Annotated in this window: 15 protein-coding genes; 5 read left to right on the top strand and 10 right to left on the bottom strand. The window is 64.0% G+C overall.

All coding sequences use genetic code 11. The features are described from left to right. The coding region (locus tag FJ958_RS30920) for a diacylglycerol kinase family lipid kinase (protein WP_140749768.1) at window positions 1–628 on the top strand (628 nt) is incomplete at its 5' end. A gap of 365 nt (window positions 629–993) precedes the next feature. On the opposite strand, the gene FJ958_RS30915 is transcribed toward FJ958_RS30920, so the two are convergent. From FJ958_RS30915 to FJ958_RS30905, 3 genes are read right to left on the bottom strand one after another with little or no spacing between them, the layout of a single operon-like run. After that, window positions 994–1,911 carry an NAD(P)-dependent oxidoreductase gene (locus FJ958_RS30915; RefSeq protein ID WP_140749766.1) on the bottom strand — a complete coding sequence of 306 codons (918 nt, stop codon included), beginning with the start codon at window positions 1,909–1,911 and terminating at the stop codon, window positions 994–996. After that, window positions 1,908–3,122 (bottom strand): mandelate racemase/muconate lactonizing enzyme family protein, encoded by a 1,215-nt coding sequence (locus FJ958_RS30910; RefSeq protein ID WP_140749763.1) that lies wholly within the window; start codon window positions 3,120–3,122, stop codon window positions 1,908–1,910. Before FJ958_RS30910 ends, FJ958_RS30915 begins: the two co-directional genes overlap by 4 nt. Next, a complete protein-coding gene (locus FJ958_RS30905) occupies window positions 3,119–4,735 on the bottom strand; it encodes a GMC family oxidoreductase N-terminal domain-containing protein (RefSeq protein WP_140749760.1) in 1,617 nt (538 codons plus the stop codon). The genes FJ958_RS30910 and FJ958_RS30905 overlap by 4 nt, the downstream gene beginning before the upstream one ends. Before the next feature lie 260 nt (window positions 4,736–4,995). Between FJ958_RS30905 and FJ958_RS30900 the strand changes: the two genes are divergently transcribed. Beyond that, entirely contained in the window at window positions 4,996–5,922 is a 927-nt protein-coding gene (locus FJ958_RS30900) for a phosphoribosylaminoimidazolesuccinocarboxamide synthase (protein ID WP_140749759.1), read from the top strand. Window positions 5,923–6,068: 146 nt separating this feature from the next. Further along, window positions 6,069–6,464: an acyl-CoA thioesterase gene (locus FJ958_RS30895; RefSeq protein WP_140749756.1), complete on the top strand. Its 396-nt coding sequence runs from the start codon at window positions 6,069–6,071 to the stop codon at window positions 6,462–6,464. A 488-nt stretch (window positions 6,465–6,952) separates the two neighbouring features. Here FJ958_RS30895 and FJ958_RS30885 read toward each other — a convergent pair whose 3' ends face one another. Further along, on the bottom strand, window positions 6,953–7,321 hold the full coding sequence (locus FJ958_RS30885; protein ID WP_172349001.1) for a helix-turn-helix domain-containing protein: 369 nt from the start codon (window positions 7,319–7,321) through the stop codon (window positions 6,953–6,955). A gap of 91 nt (window positions 7,322–7,412) precedes the next feature. Between FJ958_RS30885 and FJ958_RS30880 the strand changes: the two genes are divergently transcribed. Beyond that, window positions 7,413–8,018 (top strand): NADPH-dependent FMN reductase, encoded by a 606-nt coding sequence (locus FJ958_RS30880; RefSeq protein ID WP_140749751.1) that lies wholly within the window; start codon window positions 7,413–7,415, stop codon window positions 8,016–8,018. A 170-nt stretch (window positions 8,019–8,188) separates the two neighbouring features. Here FJ958_RS30880 and FJ958_RS32370 read toward each other — a convergent pair whose 3' ends face one another. After that, window positions 8,189–8,500, bottom strand: a complete 312-nt coding sequence (locus FJ958_RS32370) for a hypothetical protein (RefSeq protein ID WP_246679856.1) — start codon at window positions 8,498–8,500, stop codon at window positions 8,189–8,191. Beyond that, window positions 8,404–8,652 (bottom strand): DUF6596 domain-containing protein, encoded by a 249-nt coding sequence (locus tag FJ958_RS32595; protein ID WP_348642239.1) that lies wholly within the window; start codon window positions 8,650–8,652, stop codon window positions 8,404–8,406. The genes FJ958_RS32370 and FJ958_RS32595 overlap by 97 nt, the downstream gene beginning before the upstream one ends. A gap of 57 nt (window positions 8,653–8,709) precedes the next feature. Between FJ958_RS32595 and FJ958_RS30870 the strand changes: the two genes are divergently transcribed. After that, on the top strand, window positions 8,710–9,588 hold the full coding sequence (locus tag FJ958_RS30870) for a DMT family transporter (protein ID WP_140749774.1): 879 nt from the start codon (window positions 8,710–8,712) through the stop codon (window positions 9,586–9,588). Between the two features lie 101 nt (window positions 9,589–9,689). On the opposite strand, the gene FJ958_RS30865 is transcribed toward FJ958_RS30870, so the two are convergent. From FJ958_RS30865 to FJ958_RS30845, 4 genes are all read right to left on the bottom strand, one after another. Then, window positions 9,690–11,000 carry a hemolysin family protein gene (locus FJ958_RS30865; protein WP_140749748.1) on the bottom strand — a complete coding sequence of 437 codons (1,311 nt, stop codon included), beginning with the start codon at window positions 10,998–11,000 and terminating at the stop codon, window positions 9,690–9,692. A 233-nt stretch (window positions 11,001–11,233) separates the two neighbouring features. Then, window positions 11,234–11,941: an LssY C-terminal domain-containing protein gene (locus FJ958_RS30855; RefSeq protein WP_140749745.1), complete on the bottom strand. Its 708-nt coding sequence runs from the start codon at window positions 11,939–11,941 to the stop codon at window positions 11,234–11,236. Window positions 11,942–12,075: 134 nt separating this feature from the next. Beyond that, the gene (locus FJ958_RS30850) at window positions 12,076–12,882 is read right to left on the bottom strand and encodes an extensin family protein (protein ID WP_140749743.1); all 807 of its coding nucleotides are present in this window, start codon (window positions 12,880–12,882) and stop codon (window positions 12,076–12,078) included. A 192-nt stretch (window positions 12,883–13,074) separates the two neighbouring features. Beyond that, window positions 13,075–14,112 carry an extensin family protein gene (locus FJ958_RS30845; RefSeq protein WP_140749771.1) on the bottom strand — a complete coding sequence of 346 codons (1,038 nt, stop codon included), beginning with the start codon at window positions 14,110–14,112 and terminating at the stop codon, window positions 13,075–13,077. Window positions 14,113–14,188: the final 76 nt, after the last annotated feature.

Genomic DNA, 14,188 nt, shown 5'->3' with positions numbered 1-14,188 from the left:
CGGCCTGCCGAAGGAGGTCGATGCGAGCCTCGAGCGGATGGCCGAGGCGAAGGCGAGGGCCGTCGACGCCGGCCGCATCTGCTACATCGACGACCATGGCGCACTGGCCAGCCGCCATTTCATCAATATCGCCAGCCTCGGCCTGTCCGGCGCCACCGACCGCGCCGTTAATGCCGACAAGCGCAAGGGCAGGATGCCGGCCAAGACGCTGTTCCTCTGGCGCACCGTGGTCGAGTTCGTCCGTTATCGCTTCCAGAATGTCAGGATCACCATCGATGACGGCGCTCCGGTCGAGGCACGCATGGCGCTGGTGGCGGTGGCCAACGGCAAGTTCTTCGGCGGCGGCATGATGATCGCGCCCGACGCCGAACTGACCGACGGGCAGTTCGACATCGTCATCCTGCGCGCGGCGGGCAAGCTGAAGCTGATCTGGGATATCCGCCTGCTCTATGGCGGTCGGCACCGCGACCATCCGGCGATCACCATCCTGCGCGGCAGGAAAGTGGTTGTCGAACCGCTCGGCGATGGGGCAGAGAACGGCGCGCTGGTCGACATAGATGGCGAGTCGCCCGGACGCATACCGGCGACCTTCGAGATCCTGCCCGGCGCCCTGACGCTCAGATATTGAATCAAGGCGTTGCCCGAGGGCAGAGCGTCCCACAACCTCGTCATCCCAGGGCGAAGCAGGAGCGAAGCTCCGTCGCGGAGACCCTGGGATCCATGCCGCGACCTTGGCCGAAGAGTGCGGCGGAGCAGAATTTCGGGCCGTCGCAATGCTTTGAACTCACGGCATGGATCCTATGGTCTGCGCCGCGTCGCTTCGCCATAGGATGACGAAGGGAAGGGTGTTTCCCGCCAATCGCCGAGACATGCAGTCTGATCGAAACTCTCCCGATAAACCAGTCGGGACGTTCTAGCTCTGATTCAAGTTGTTGCGGCCGTGATTCCAGATGCTTGCTCAACGCCTTGATTTCATTCGCTGGTTTGCCGGGATCATATTTCCAGCCTGGCCGGGAAGCCGGGCGCACGCAGGTCGGCGCCGACGGCGTCCTCGAGCAGCTTGACGATTTGGGTCGACCAGGCACCGCCGCCATAAGCCGCCTTGCCTTGCTCGAAAATCGCGTTGACGCGCGAGGCCAGCTCGAGCGGCACGCCGAAATCCCTGCCCATGCCAAGCGCGAAGCCGAGGTCCTTCAGCGCCAGATCCATGGTGAAGCCGATATCGTAGGAACCGTTGAGAACGAGCTGGCTTTCGGTCTCATGCACGAAGCTGTTGCCGGAGGAGGCGACGATGGCGTGATAGGACTGGGCAAGGTCGAGCCCGCCTTGCTTGGCCAGCATCAATGCCTCGCCGGCGGCGACGAGATGGATGAAGGCCAGCATGTTGGTGATCACCTTGATCACCGCCGCCGAGCCAACCGGGCCCATCAGGAAAGACCGCGCGCACATGGCCTCGATCGCCGGGCGATGGCGTTCGTAAAGCGCGGCATCGCCGCCGACCAGCGCGGTGATTTTTCCAGCCGCCGCCAGATGCACGCCGCCGGTGACCGGGCATTCCAAGGTCTCGACACCCTTGGCCGAGGCGAGGGCGGCGAGGCGCACGATCTCGTCACGGCCATTGGTCGACATCTCGATCCAGGTGCCGCCCTTGGGCAAGCCTTCCAGCAATCCGCCGGGGCCGGCCAGCACCGCTTCACTGACCTTGGGCGACGGCAGGCAAGAGATGGCATTGCCGGCCTGCGCCGAGGCCTCGGCGGGGCTGTTCGCCGATGTGGCGCCGAGCGCCACCAGGCGCTCGATCGCCGCCGGGTCGCGGTCGAAGACGGTGACCGCGAAGCCGTTGCGGATGAGGCTGGCGGCAAGGTTGCCGCCGAGATGGCCGAGGCCGATGAAGGCGTAGCTTTCGCTCACGGCATCAACGGCGTCTGCATCATCTGCAGATGCAGGTCCTTGCCGGTGTATGGATGCGCGTCGCAGACGTCCTCGTTGAGCTCGACGCCGAGGCCGGGCTCCTTCGACGGGATGACATTGCCGTCCTGCCACTCGATCTTCTTCTTCAGCAGGGTGGCGTGGAAACCATCCCATTGCTTCAGGGATTCGAGAATGAGGAAGTTGGGCAGCGTCACCGCCAGCTGGATGTTGGCGGCACCGACGATTGGTCCGCAATAGCAGTGCGGCGCGATCTGGATGTGATAGGCCTCGGCCATCGCGGCGATCTTCTTGGTTTCGAGAATGCCGCCGGAGCGGCCGAGATCCGGCTGCAGGATGGTCGCGGCGCGGTTCTCTATGACGCGGGCGAATTCGGACTTTGTCGTCAGCCGCTCGCCGGTGGCGATCGGGATGGAGGTGCCGCGAGCGACCTGCGCCATCACTTCGGGCATATCGGGCGGCACCGGCTCCTCGAACCACAGCGGATCATAGGGCTCGATGGCGCGCGCGATGCGCAGCGCGCCCGAAGCGGTGAACTGGCCATGCGTGCCGAACAATATGTCGGCGCGGGTGCCGACCGCCTCGCGGATCGCCTTGATCATGCGGGTGGAGACATCGATGTCGAGCAGGCGCGGCTGGTGGCCGTCGAAGGCGGTATAGGGGCCGGCCGGGTCGAGCTTGACGGCATTGAAGCCCTGCTCGACATATTCGAGCGCGCAGGCCGCCGCCAGATCGGGATCGTTGTAGACATTCTTGCCGTCCGGCGCATCCTCGGAATGAACGCTGCCGGTGTGCGGATAGAGGTAGGTGTAGGAGCGCAATGTCTCGTGCACCTGACCGCCGAGCAGCTTGTAGACCGGCTTGTCAGCCTCCTTGCCGATAATGTCCCAGCAGGCCATTTCGAGCGCGGAAAAACAGCCCATTCCGGACACGTCGGGGCGCTGGGTGAAGCCCGAGGAATAGGCGCGCCGGAAGAAGTTCTCGACATCGTGCGGATCGCGGCCGACGAGATAGCGCTCGGCCATGTCCTCGACCATCCTGGCGGTGACATGGGCCGAGAAGGTGGCGTTGTAGGCCTCGCCGTAACCGACCACGCCGCCATCGGTGGTCAGCTTGACGAAGATGAAATACTTGCCGCCGATGCCGGGCGGCGGGTTGCCGACAACCCAGGTCTTGACGTCGGTGATCTTCATTTGTGGTCCTCCAGAACCAGTTCGGCGCCCTTCCATCCGGTCATGACGGAGGCGGCGTTGGTGTTGCCGGTGATGTTGTCCGGGAAAATCGAGGCGTCGATGACGCGCAGGCCTTCGAGCCCGTGCACCTTAAGCCGCGGATCGACGACGGCGCGCGATGGGTCGGGGCCCATGCGGCAGGTCGAAACCGGGTGATAGACGGTGCCGGAGCGCTTTCTGAAATCCGTGATCAGGTCGGCGTCGGACTGGATCGACGGGCCGGGCAGGACCTCTTCGGCGATGATCTCGGCCATGGCCGGCATCGAGGCGATCTTGCGCACGAACTTCACCGCCGCCAGCATTTCGTCGACGTCCGCATTGGTCGAATAGGCGTTGGCGACGATTTTTGGATGATCCAGCGGGTTGCTGGAGCGGATCATGATCTCGCCACGGCTCGACGGGCGGCAGTTGGAGAGGCCGATGGAGAAGCCCGGCCAGGGATCCGGGGTCAGGATCGGACGCTCGCCGCTCTTTGGAATAATGGTCGAGAAGGCCTGGAAATAGAGCTGCATGTTGGGCCGCGTGGCCGCCGGGTCGGTGCGGAAGAAACCACCGCCATGGTTCATCGACAGCGACAGCGGGCCGGAACGGGTGAGGATGTATTGCATGCCGACCAGCAGCTTGCCCCACCAGGGACGCAGGATCTGGTTCAGCGTCGGCAGTTTGCCCTTGAACGTATAGTTGATGCCGACATGGTCCTGCAGATTGGCGCCGACATTCTCGTTGGCATGAACGACCGGGATGCCCAACTGCTTGAGCAGCGCCGAGGGTCCGATGCCGGAGAGTTGCAAAAGCTGCGGCGAGTTGATCGAGCCGGTGGAAAGAATCACCTCGCGGCCGGCGCGGGCCGTCTTCGTCTGGCCGTACTGAAGATATTCGATGCCGACGGCGCGCTTGCCCTCGAACAGGATGCGGCTTGCCAGCGCGTTGGTCTCGACGCGGACATTGCCGCGCTTCATCGCCGGGCGCAGGAAGGCGCGCGCCGCCGACATGCGGCGGCCGTTCCTGGTCGAGATCTGGTAGATGCCGACGCCTTCCTGGGCCGCACCGTTGAAATCAGGATTAAGCGGCAGGCCGGCCTGCTGGCCGGCGGCGAGATAACGCTTCGTCAGCGGGTGGACGGCCTTCGTGGTGTCGGTGATGTGCAGCGGGCCGCCGGTGCCGCGCCATTTGTCGGCGCCGGCCTCATTGTCCTCGATCGCCTTAAAGACCGGCAGCAAATCGTCGTAGCCCCAGCCGGGATTGCCGGCGGCGCGCCAGTCGTCGAAATCCTCGCGCGCGCCCCTGATCCACACCATGGCGTTGATCGAGCTCGAGCCGCCGAGCAGCTTGCCGCGCGGCCAATGGTCGACATTGCCGCCAAGGCCGGGGTCGGGCTCGGGCTTGTAGTTCCAGTTGACCTTGGGGTCGAAGAAGGTCTTGCCGTAGCCCAGCGGCATCTGCACGTAGAAGCGCCGGTCGGTGCCGCCCGCTTCGAGCACCAGCACCGAGAACCGGCCCGAGGCCGACAATTTATCCGCGAGCACCGAACCGGCCGAGCCGGAGCCGACGATAATGAAATCATAAGTCTGCATGATGGAAATAAGCGGCTCCGAAAATCTGGCCGCAGCCTAGACGCGACTGGTCCGCCACGTCGCCGTGCCTTCCGGCATGCGTTGTGAAAAAAGCGACCGCGATGCCGGGGCGAGTTGCGGGGAATACCGACAATCGCGCTTGATATGCATGGGGCCGACAGCTTATGCGATGGACTTATTTTTGGCGCATGATTTTTTCCGAAAAGTCTGCAACTTTTCGGAACCATGCCCTGGCCACTCTGCGGAAGGCAGGAAATCACATGCGGACCCTGTCGGATGCTTTCATTCCCGAACTGCCGGGCCACTACAAGGGCAAGGTCCGCGAGAATTACGACCTGGCCGACGGGCGGCGCATCATCATCGCCACCGACCGCCTCAGTGCCTTCGACATCATCCTGACCTCGATCCCGTTCAAGGGCGAGATCCTCACCCAGACGGCGCGGTACTGGTTCGAGGAAACCGCCGATATCTGCCCGAACCATGTGCTCGAATATCCCGATCCTAATGTCGTCGTCGGCACGCGGCTCGATATCCTGCCGGTCGAGATCGTCGTGCGTGGCTACCTGGCCGGAACCACCAGCACCTCGATCCTGACCCGCTACAAGCGCGGCGATCGGGACATGTATGGAATGCGCCTGCCGGACGGGTTGCGCGACAATGAAAAGCTGGCCGAGCCTGTGATCACGCCGGGTGGCGGCCATGACGAGCCGTTGTCCAGGGCCGAGATCATCGAGCAGGGCCTGCTCACGCAGGCGCAGTGGGATACCGTTTCGAGCTACGCGTTGAAGCTGTTCGCCCGCGGCCAGGCGCGCGCCGCCGAGCGCGGCCTGATCCTGGCCGACACGAAATACGAATTCGGCACCGACAGGAACGGCACCATCATCCTGGCCGACGAAATCCACACGCCCGACAGCAGCCGTTACTGGATCGCGGCGAGCTACGAACGGGCGCTCGCAAGCGGCGCGCGGCCGGAGAGCTTCGACAAGGATTTCATCCGCTCGTGGGTGACGGCGCGCTGCGATCCCTACAAGGATCCGATCCCGAAGATTCCCGACGGGATCGTCGAACAGGCCTCCAAGATATACGCGCAGGCCTACGAGGCGATCACGGGCAAGGCATTCGTTCCCGACATGTCGGGAAATACCGTTCTCGATCGCATCCGCTCGAACCTCGCGCGCTACTTTTAGCCGCCAGGCGAGGTTTTGCCCGGGAGTGCGAGAGGCGGTCGCATGGACAAGCGCGATGCAGGCCGTGGCACGATCCCGCCGCGCGTTGACGTGCCTGCGCCGTGACGCTACGGGATCGAGGGCAATCGATCTCAAGGATTTCTCGCATGGTGCACTACGCGGATGGACGGCCGATCGGAGACCTGACGCTGCGCACGCTCGCCATGCCTTCGGACGCCAATGCGGCCGGCGACATTTTCGGCGGCTGGGTGATGGCGCAGATGGACCTTGCCTGTGGCATCCGCGCCGCCGAGCGCGCCAGGGGGCGCGTGGTGACGGCCGCGGTCAAGGAGATGTCCTTCGCCAAGCCGATGAAGATCGGCGACACGCTGTGCATCTACACCCATGTCGAACGCGTCGGCCGCACCTCGATGACACTCAAGGTCGAGGCCTGGGCGCAGCGCTATCTCTCCGACCTGATGGAAAAGGTGACGCACGCCGATTTCGTCATGGTGGCGCTGGATGGCGAGGGCAAGCCGAAGGCGGTGCCCGCCGAGAATTGACGACAGCCAGTTCTCCCCATACAGGCCGATTGCAACATCGCCCGTGCGGGCGTCGCGCTTCGCGACATTCGACGGTTGCCTTCACGCCTGATTCTGCCGGTGTTGGAGGAGAGACACTGCGTCAACACATGCTGAACGGCTGGCTCGTGGCAGCCCTTGTCGCTCTGGTCTGCCTGCTCGGCGTAACCGCCTATGCCGAAGCCAAAGACGACCTTCCATGCACCGCCTGCTTGCACGGCGACAAGGGCGTCAGGGTGCCAACCGCGGCCTGCGCGATCTGCAGTCCGGCGCCTTGCGGGGACATGGCGCCACGAGCCCGATGACAGCCCTTGGTTTATGACTGGCGTGGTCGGGCTGGCGCGTTCGTCGATCAATCTCAAGCGCCATAAGACTGAGCTGCGGGACCTCGTTTGGAGAATTACGGGTTCGCTTGCCGTCCAGCAGCGTCGCTGACCGTGAAACTCCGGATTCCTTGCCACGCAAGGGTTTCAGCCATGCATGCCGTCGAATTTCTCGCGTGCCGCCCTGACGCGCTGGGTGTTCCTGCGTGCCCATTCGCCAAGCGCGCTGACCGGAATCAAGAGTTCATGGCCGAGTTCGGTCAGTTCGTAATCGACGCGCGGCGGGATGGTCGGGAACACGGTGCGGGTGACGAAGCCGTCGCGTTCCAGGCCGCGTAAGGTGGTGGTCAGCATCTTCTGCGAGATGCCGCCGACAGCCGCGCGCAACTCATTGAAACGCAGCGGCCCATCGCCAAGCTTGCCGACCACGAGCACGGTCCATTTGTCGCCGACGCGCTGCAGGATTTCCGAAATGGCGCGGCAGTCTTCGGTGCGGTGCGGGTGCCTCAGTAACAAAAAGGTGCCTCCTTGCGTCGGGAGTTGACGGTATCTCATATAGCGCCGGTATCTAAACGATACCAGCTTTTACCGGAATGGAGAGCCTCCCATGTCAAAACCCAAGATCGCCATCATCGTCGGTTCGACGCGCGCCGCGCGCTTCGCCGATGTGCCCACCCAATGGATCGCCAAGATCGCCAAGTCGCATGCCGACATCGACGTGGAAGTCGTCGACCTGCGTGACTTCCCGCTGCCTTTCTTCGACGAAGTCGCCTCCTCCGCCTGGGTGCCCTCGACCAACGAGGTGGCGCAGCGCTGGCAGAAGAAGGTCGCCGAGTATGACGGCTTCATCTTCACCGCCGCCGAATACAATCATGGCCCGACGGCGGTGCTGAAGAACGCCATCGACTACGCCGCCAACGAATGGAACAAGAAGCCGGCCGGCTTCGTCGGCTATGGCAGCGTCGGCGGCGCCCGCGCCGTCGAGCAGCTCCGCCTCCATGCCGTCGAACTGCAGATGGCGCCGGTCAAGTCCGCCGTCCATATCGCCTGGGGCGACTTCCTCGCCGTGCGCCAGGGCGAGAAGAAGCTTGAAGATCTCGAGCACCTGAACCAGGCCGCCGCCGCGCTGGTCAACGATGTCGCCTGGTGGGCCAAGGCGCTGAAGAAGGCGCGCGACGCCGAAGTGGTCGACGAGGAAATCAAGGCGGCCTGATCGCTCTTTGAGATTATCCTCCCAAGGAATATGGGGCGGCGCTTGCGCCGCCCTTTTTCGCTAAGAGGCCCATAAGTGCTGCTCGAGCAAACGTAGCGCTGCCCCTCATCCGGCTGCCGCCACCTTCTCCCAGTATAGTGACGGGGAGAAGGGCTGACCGCGACCTCGGCTTAATATTCTGCAACGTTTCTGTTTGGCGAACCATCGATGACAGCGGCCTTCTCCCCGTCACTATACGGGGAGAAGTGCCCGATACGGGGAGAAGTGCCCGGCAGGGCGATGAGGGGCGGCGCCGAACCGGCTAGGGCAAGAGCCTGGTAATAGGCCGATATCGCGATCCAGTCGGTGTCGGCGGCGGTCACCGCGCGGGCATGGCAGGCGGCGATCATCGCCTGCAGCAGATAGGGGCCCGGGGGGTCGGTGTCAGGGTCATCGCGCGGTTCAGGCCGTCGAGACCGCGGCGGATCAGCGACCAGTTCCATCGGCTACGGTCCTGGTCGAGCAACAGGATCGGATCGCCCGCTTTGCCGGTGCGGGCCGCGAAGCGCGAGGCGCGCGCCGGCATCGTTGGACCTCCATATCGGCGGGGCTGCCATCTGGCCCCGCCGCCTTGCCCTGATATGTCAGCTTGCATCCGTCACCTGAGTACGCCCGCGTGAAGTCATCCAGCCTGGCCGGCGCCGTTTCCCCGATGATCCCGGTGCTCGTATGCGCGCTTGGCATCTTCCTCCTGTCCGGCATGGATGCCGCGATGAAGGTGCTGGTCATCGCGGTCGGCGTTTACAATACGGTGCTGTGGCGCAGCATGCTGGCGACCGTGGTCGCGGGCACCGGCTGGTTGGCGGGGCCGCGCTCGCTTCCTGCTCCCTCGGTGCTGAGGCTGCATGCGCTGCGGGCCGCTGTTGTCGGCATCGTCCTTTTGTCCTTCTTCTGGGGGCTTGCCAGGCTGCCGCTGGCCGAGGCGATCGGGCTTAGTTTCGTGGCGCCCCTGTTTGCGCTTCTCCTGGCCGCGCTTTTGCTGGGCGAGCGGATACAGCGGCAGGCGATCTGGGCCTCATTGGCCGGGATAGCGGGCGTCGCAATCATCGTGGCCGGACAGTTCGGACAGAGAAGCTATGCCGGCGATGCCCTGCTTGGGACTGCCGCGGTGCTCGTATCGACCGTGTTCTACGCCTACAATCTGATCCTTGCGCGGCAACAGGCGCTGGTGGCCAAGCCCATCGAGATCATGCTGTTCCAGAACCTCTGCGTTGCGGTGATCCTTGGCCTTGCCGCGCCCTGGCTCGCCATCGCCCTGCCGGGCAATCTCTGGCTTCCGCTTGCCGGAGTGACGGCACTGTCACTCGCCGGCCAATTCCTGATGAGCTGGGCCTATGCCCGCGCCGAAGCGCAATATCTGATCCCGACGGAATACTCGGCCTTCATCTGGGCGATCGCGCTCGGCTTCCTCTTCTTCGACGAGGCGGTGACCTGGACCACGCTGGCTGGAGCAGGCCTCATCGTGGCCAGCTGCCTGATCGCCACGCGCTCAAACCCCAGACTTGCCGAACCAATCGAAGCCACGGTTTGAGGGGGCGAGTTCCCTCGAGTCGGACGGCTAGCGCAACTTGGCATGCCGCAGGGTCCCTGGTCTGACCCTCGCGGCCATCTCGATCAGCTTGACCTCTGTTGTCAGCGTACCACTTCACGGTGGCCGCTCTGCAGGCGGGTGGCGATCAGCTTGTCGATGCGGCGGCCGTCGAGATCGACCACTTCGAAGCGCCAGCCTTGAGCGTCGACGCATTCGCCGGTCGTTGGCAAATGATGCATGTGTGACAGCACATAGCCGGCGACGGTCTCATAGTCGCGGTTTTCCGGCAGGTCGATGCCGAGGACCTCGGCCATCTCGTCGGCCTGCATGTAGCCGGCGAGCAGCCATGAGCCGTCGTCGCGCTGGACGGCGTTTTCTTCCTCGCCGGCTTCGAGATCCGAGCGGAAGACGCCGGTGATGGCCTCGAGAATGTCCGCAGGGGTGACGATGCCTTCGAAGTGGCCGTATTCGTCATGCACCAGCGCCATCGGCACGTCGGATTCTTTCAGCTTCTGCAGCACGTCCAGTGCGTCGGCCTGGTCGTGGACGATGGGTGCCGCGCGCACATGTTTGCGCGGATCGAGCGCGCGACCGCCAAGCAGTGCCGCCAGCACGTCGCGGGTCTGCACGACGCCGATCATGGCGTCGACGCTGCCGTCGCCAGCCGGCAGGCGTGAATGCTGCGTCTCCATCAAAAGCTTGCGGATCGTGGCATCGTCGGACTGCAGATTGATCCAGTCGACGTCGGTGCGCGGCGACATCACGGCGCGCACGGCGCGGTCACCAAGCCGCATGACGCCGGCGATCATGCGGCGCTCGTCGGATTCGATGGTGCCGTGATGCTCGGCCTCGGCGACCAGCATCTTGATCTCCTCGTCGGTGACCTTCTCCTCGCTTTCGCCGCGCTGGCCGAGCAGCCACAGAACAGCCCGGCCGGAAACGTCGAGCAGGAACACCAATGGCGCCGAAACGGTGGCAAGGATGGTCATCGCGGGCGCCGCGCGGACGGCAACCCGCTCGGGATCGCGCAAGGCGATCTGCTTGGGCACCAGTTCGCCAACAATCAGTGAGAAATAGGTAATGATGGCAACCACGATGCCGACGCCGAGCGGGTCGGCGATGCCTTCGCGGATGCCGGTCGAGGCAAGGAACACCGCCAGTCGATCACCCAGCGTGGCGCCGGAGAAGGCGCCGGAGAGGACACCGACCAGGGTGATGCCGATCTGCACCGAGGACAGGAATTTGCCGGGATTGGAGCCGAGCGCCAGGGCACGGCCGGCGCCGTTGATATTGCGGTCGATCATTGCCTTGAGCCGGGCTGGCCGTGACGAGACAATGGCGAGCTCGGACATTGCCAGAAGGCCGTTCACGCAAATGAGGACGACCACGATAGCGATTTCAACGTATAGCATGAGGGCTCAATAGCATTGCGTTGGGCCGCTCGAAAATAGTCCGCCGTCATTTTTAGAATATGACGCATATCTTTCAGGCGTTGTCTCGCGGCGGCGCCGAAAAGTGTTCGACAAGGGCATCGACTGCAACCCGCACCTTTGGCGCGAGCGCGCGTTACCGGCCAGACGGCGTGCACGACAATGCGCGGGGCTGTCGATTCGCCAAGATCGTGATCACCGTGGCGTGACACGAGTCACCGCAGCTGCTTCAACACGCCGATGATTGCCTTGCCGTCGGTGAAGTAGGGATCGCGACCGCCATTGCGGCCGGTCGTGGTGGCGCCGATGCCAGCCAGTTCGCTGGTCGAGATCAACTGGCCGGCGGCACTCAGATCGCCGATGAGAAACTGGCGTTCAGCGTCGATGTCGGGGCTGATGTGATGCGTGATTGCGCCCGTGTCGTGGCTGAGACCGACGCCGCGATCGAAGCTTGCGGCACCCAACCAGAACGGACGGCCGTCATCGCCGACCGTGTCCGTCTGCCAGAAACGGACGTGATGGCGCCGGTCGGCACTGTCGCCGGCCGGCTTTTCGAAAGCGAGCTCCTGGGCGCGGCCTTCGAACAGCAGGCGACTCATCGGCTCATCGGGATAAGGGCGGGAAAACAGGACACTTTCGCCGATATCGATGGCGGTTCTCAAGGTGACGGCGTCGGCCGTATCCCAGCCGGCGACCGCGAAGGCATGGACCACCTCCTTCTCGGTACCGACAAGACCGACATTGATCGGGTCGCCGGGAATGCCTTGCGGCGTGTGCGTGACCATCTCGAAGGGGTTGTTGCGAAAGCCGCGGTTCCGGAATGTCCAGAATCCCGGCGCAGCGAAATAGGCGAGTGCCAGCCAGGCGGCCAGAAAGGCGACCACCCAGGTTGCAATGCGTCGCGGAAGGCTTTGCTGGTCCATGTGCCGCCGCCTGAACGTTTCGGCTTCACTCTATGCGGAGTCGTGTTCCGCCGGCAGAGGGTATGGTCGTCAATGCCAAAGGGCGTCGGCTGGAAAGGGATTCCTGCGACGAGGTCATTTTTGGGCGACATGCATCAGCGGCAGGCGCGATAGCCGTTCTTGCGGTTCTTGATGTCGAAATGGAAATGGTTGCGGTGGTCGTAGTTGTAGCCGGGGCCGAGCACGGTGGTGAAATACTGGCAGCCGTCGGCACGCACATTGTTGAGGAAGCCGCGCGTGCGGAAGGCGAACAGGCCGGGCTTGCGCACGTCGATGTCATCGCCATTGTTGAGCTCGATGCTCATGACGTCGAGCGCGTTGCCTTTGCCGTGCTCCGACAGCACGCCTTCGCCGGCGATGTTGCGGCAGGAATAGCTCGAGCCCTGGTGGATGGTCTTGACGCCGGAGAAGTAGCGCCAGCGGGCGGAGGGAACCAGTTCGTTCTTCGTCCAGGCGGCGAAGGTGGCGGCCATGTCGCAGGTCAGCGTCGCGGCGGGCTTCATCTCGACGCTGCCGATGGCCGAGACCTTGACCGGATAGTCAATGCCGCACTGGCCTTCATGGATCGGCGCCAGATCGGTATAGGCAACATCGAGGCGTTTCAGCTGCTGGCGGCAGTCTGTCTCGCTGGCCGGCATCTGTTCGGTCGGTGACACCGGGGTATCCATGCGCGGATAGGCGGCCTGGGTCATGTAGGGATTGGACGGGACAAGCCTCTGCATCCCTGAATATTGCGGCACGGCCGCGGTCTGCGAGCCGACATCGACCGCCGGTTCGAGCGACAGCACGTTACCGGTGTTGCAGGCCGAAACCGTGGCCAGCGCAAGGCCGGTGGCCAGCAGCGCCGCAGGTCTGGGTTGGCGCGCTATGGAGAGAAACACGGCGCGAAATTTGCCGGCCATTGGCGGAATCCTGTCCCCGAACCTGATCCTGACCAGGTTCTACCTTTGCCTGACCATGATCTTTTTCCGAAAACCGGTTCCACTTTTCGGGATCATGGCCCGGATATCCGGTATTTTAACGATCAAGGGTAAAGGAAAACTCAGCGGCCGCGTTCATGCCTGCGGCTGAATTGCGGCACGTTCGGCCAATGCTCATTGGCAAAACGTGCCGCCATGGCGGCGCGGTTCGAGGTCGAAATGGAAATGCAAGGCGTGGTCAGCGTCAGCGCCGGGTCCAAGCACGGTCTTGAACGGACCGCAGGCGGCCTTGCGGACGGCGTCGAGGAACTTGCCCTCTTTCTCTGGCGGCGTCAGGCCGACCTCGATTGTCCTGCCGTCCGATAGGGTGAAGCTGGCGATGTCGAGCGCGTTGCCGAAAGCGTGCTCCGACAGTTTCCCGGCGCCGTGTCGCGGTCGGCAGACGAAGGCCGATGCCTGACCGATCGATTTCAGATCGGCGCCGAATTCGGCTTTCGCCGCTGGCTGGACGACCTCAGCGGCAAAACGCGCCGTCGCCTCCGCCATCGGGCAATTGAGCTCGGTGTCGGGGGCAATCGCGATCGACTTGCCGAGTGATTTCAGCACCAGGGGATAGGGGATCGAACAGCCGATTTCGGGATTGCTTTCCGCCTTGTGTTCCTCGAATTCGACGCCGAGCGCCTTCAGCCGCTCCCGGCAGGCAACTTCTTCGGCGGGCATCTTGTCCGCCGGCAGGTCGGCCGAGCGCGGGTCGGGAAGCACCTTCTGGTCGCCGGCATCGGCCGGCTTTTGCGGCGGCCGCGGGACGACGTCGGGCGGCTGGGCCTCGGGCTCCTGGACATCGGGCTTTGGTGTCGGTGTTGGCGCCACGGCCGGCGGCTCCGGCTCGCTTTCCATATTGGCTGGCGGTTCGGGGCGCGCCTGTTTCTTGTAATGGGACGTTTCTTCATTGAACCGATCGGAGCTGCCGCCGCTCTTTGGAGCCTCGGCCTTCTGTTCTTCCGTCTTCGGATTTTCTTCCGTGTTTGGCGTGCCTGCGGGACGTTGCTCCGGCAGGGGAACATTGGTGGCCGATGGCAGCGGAGGCTGCGTCGTCTGCTGTGCGGGGCTGCGCGTGATCCGTTGCTCGCCCCTCGGTTTCGGCTGCTTGCGCCGCGATTTCCCCCGCGGCTTCAGGGGCTGGTCGACCCGCGGCGTCAGCGGCTGCTCCACTCGCGGTGAAAGCGGCTTGAAATGCCTGTGACGATGTTTAGCGTCGGCCGGCGTCGCCAGCAGAACTGTCGCCGCC

This window comes from Mesorhizobium sp. B2-3-5, from assembly GCF_006442395.1.
In the GTDB taxonomy this organism is placed as follows: Bacteria; Pseudomonadota; Alphaproteobacteria; order Rhizobiales; family Rhizobiaceae; genus Mesorhizobium.
The sequence above is the reverse complement of the archived record's forward strand: the minus strand, read 5'-3'. Positions and strand labels throughout refer to the sequence as shown.

Coding starts and splice junctions, on each gene's coding strand:
- FJ958_RS30865 (WP_140749748.1), bottom strand. CDS start 11,000: ATGCTATACGTTGAAATCGCTATCGTGGTCGTCCTCATTTGCGTGAAC.
- FJ958_RS30850 (WP_140749743.1), bottom strand. CDS start 12,882: ATGGCCGGCAAATTTCGCGCCGTGTTTCTCTCCATAGCGCGCCAACCC.
- FJ958_RS30880 (WP_140749751.1), top strand. CDS start 7,413: ATGTCAAAACCCAAGATCGCCATCATCGTCGGTTCGACGCGCGCCGCG.
- FJ958_RS30870 (WP_140749774.1), top strand. CDS start 8,710: ATGATCCCGGTGCTCGTATGCGCGCTTGGCATCTTCCTCCTGTCCGGC.
- FJ958_RS30895 (WP_140749756.1), top strand. CDS start 6,069: ATGGTGCACTACGCGGATGGACGGCCGATCGGAGACCTGACGCTGCGC.
- FJ958_RS30910 (WP_140749763.1), bottom strand. CDS start 3,122: ATGAAGATCACCGACGTCAAGACCTGGGTTGTCGGCAACCCGCCGCCC.
- FJ958_RS32370 (WP_246679856.1), bottom strand. CDS start 8,500: ATGGAACTGGTCGCTGATCCGCCGCGGTCTCGACGGCCTGAACCGCGC.
- FJ958_RS30905 (WP_140749760.1), bottom strand. CDS start 4,735: ATGCAGACTTATGATTTCATTATCGTCGGCTCCGGCTCGGCCGGTTCG.
- FJ958_RS32595 (WP_348642239.1), bottom strand. CDS start 8,652: ATGCAAGCTGACATATCAGGGCAAGGCGGCGGGGCCAGATGGCAGCCC.
- FJ958_RS30855 (WP_140749745.1), bottom strand. CDS start 11,941: ATGGACCAGCAAAGCCTTCCGCGACGCATTGCAACCTGGGTGGTCGCC.
- FJ958_RS30900 (WP_140749759.1), top strand. CDS start 4,996: ATGCGGACCCTGTCGGATGCTTTCATTCCCGAACTGCCGGGCCACTAC.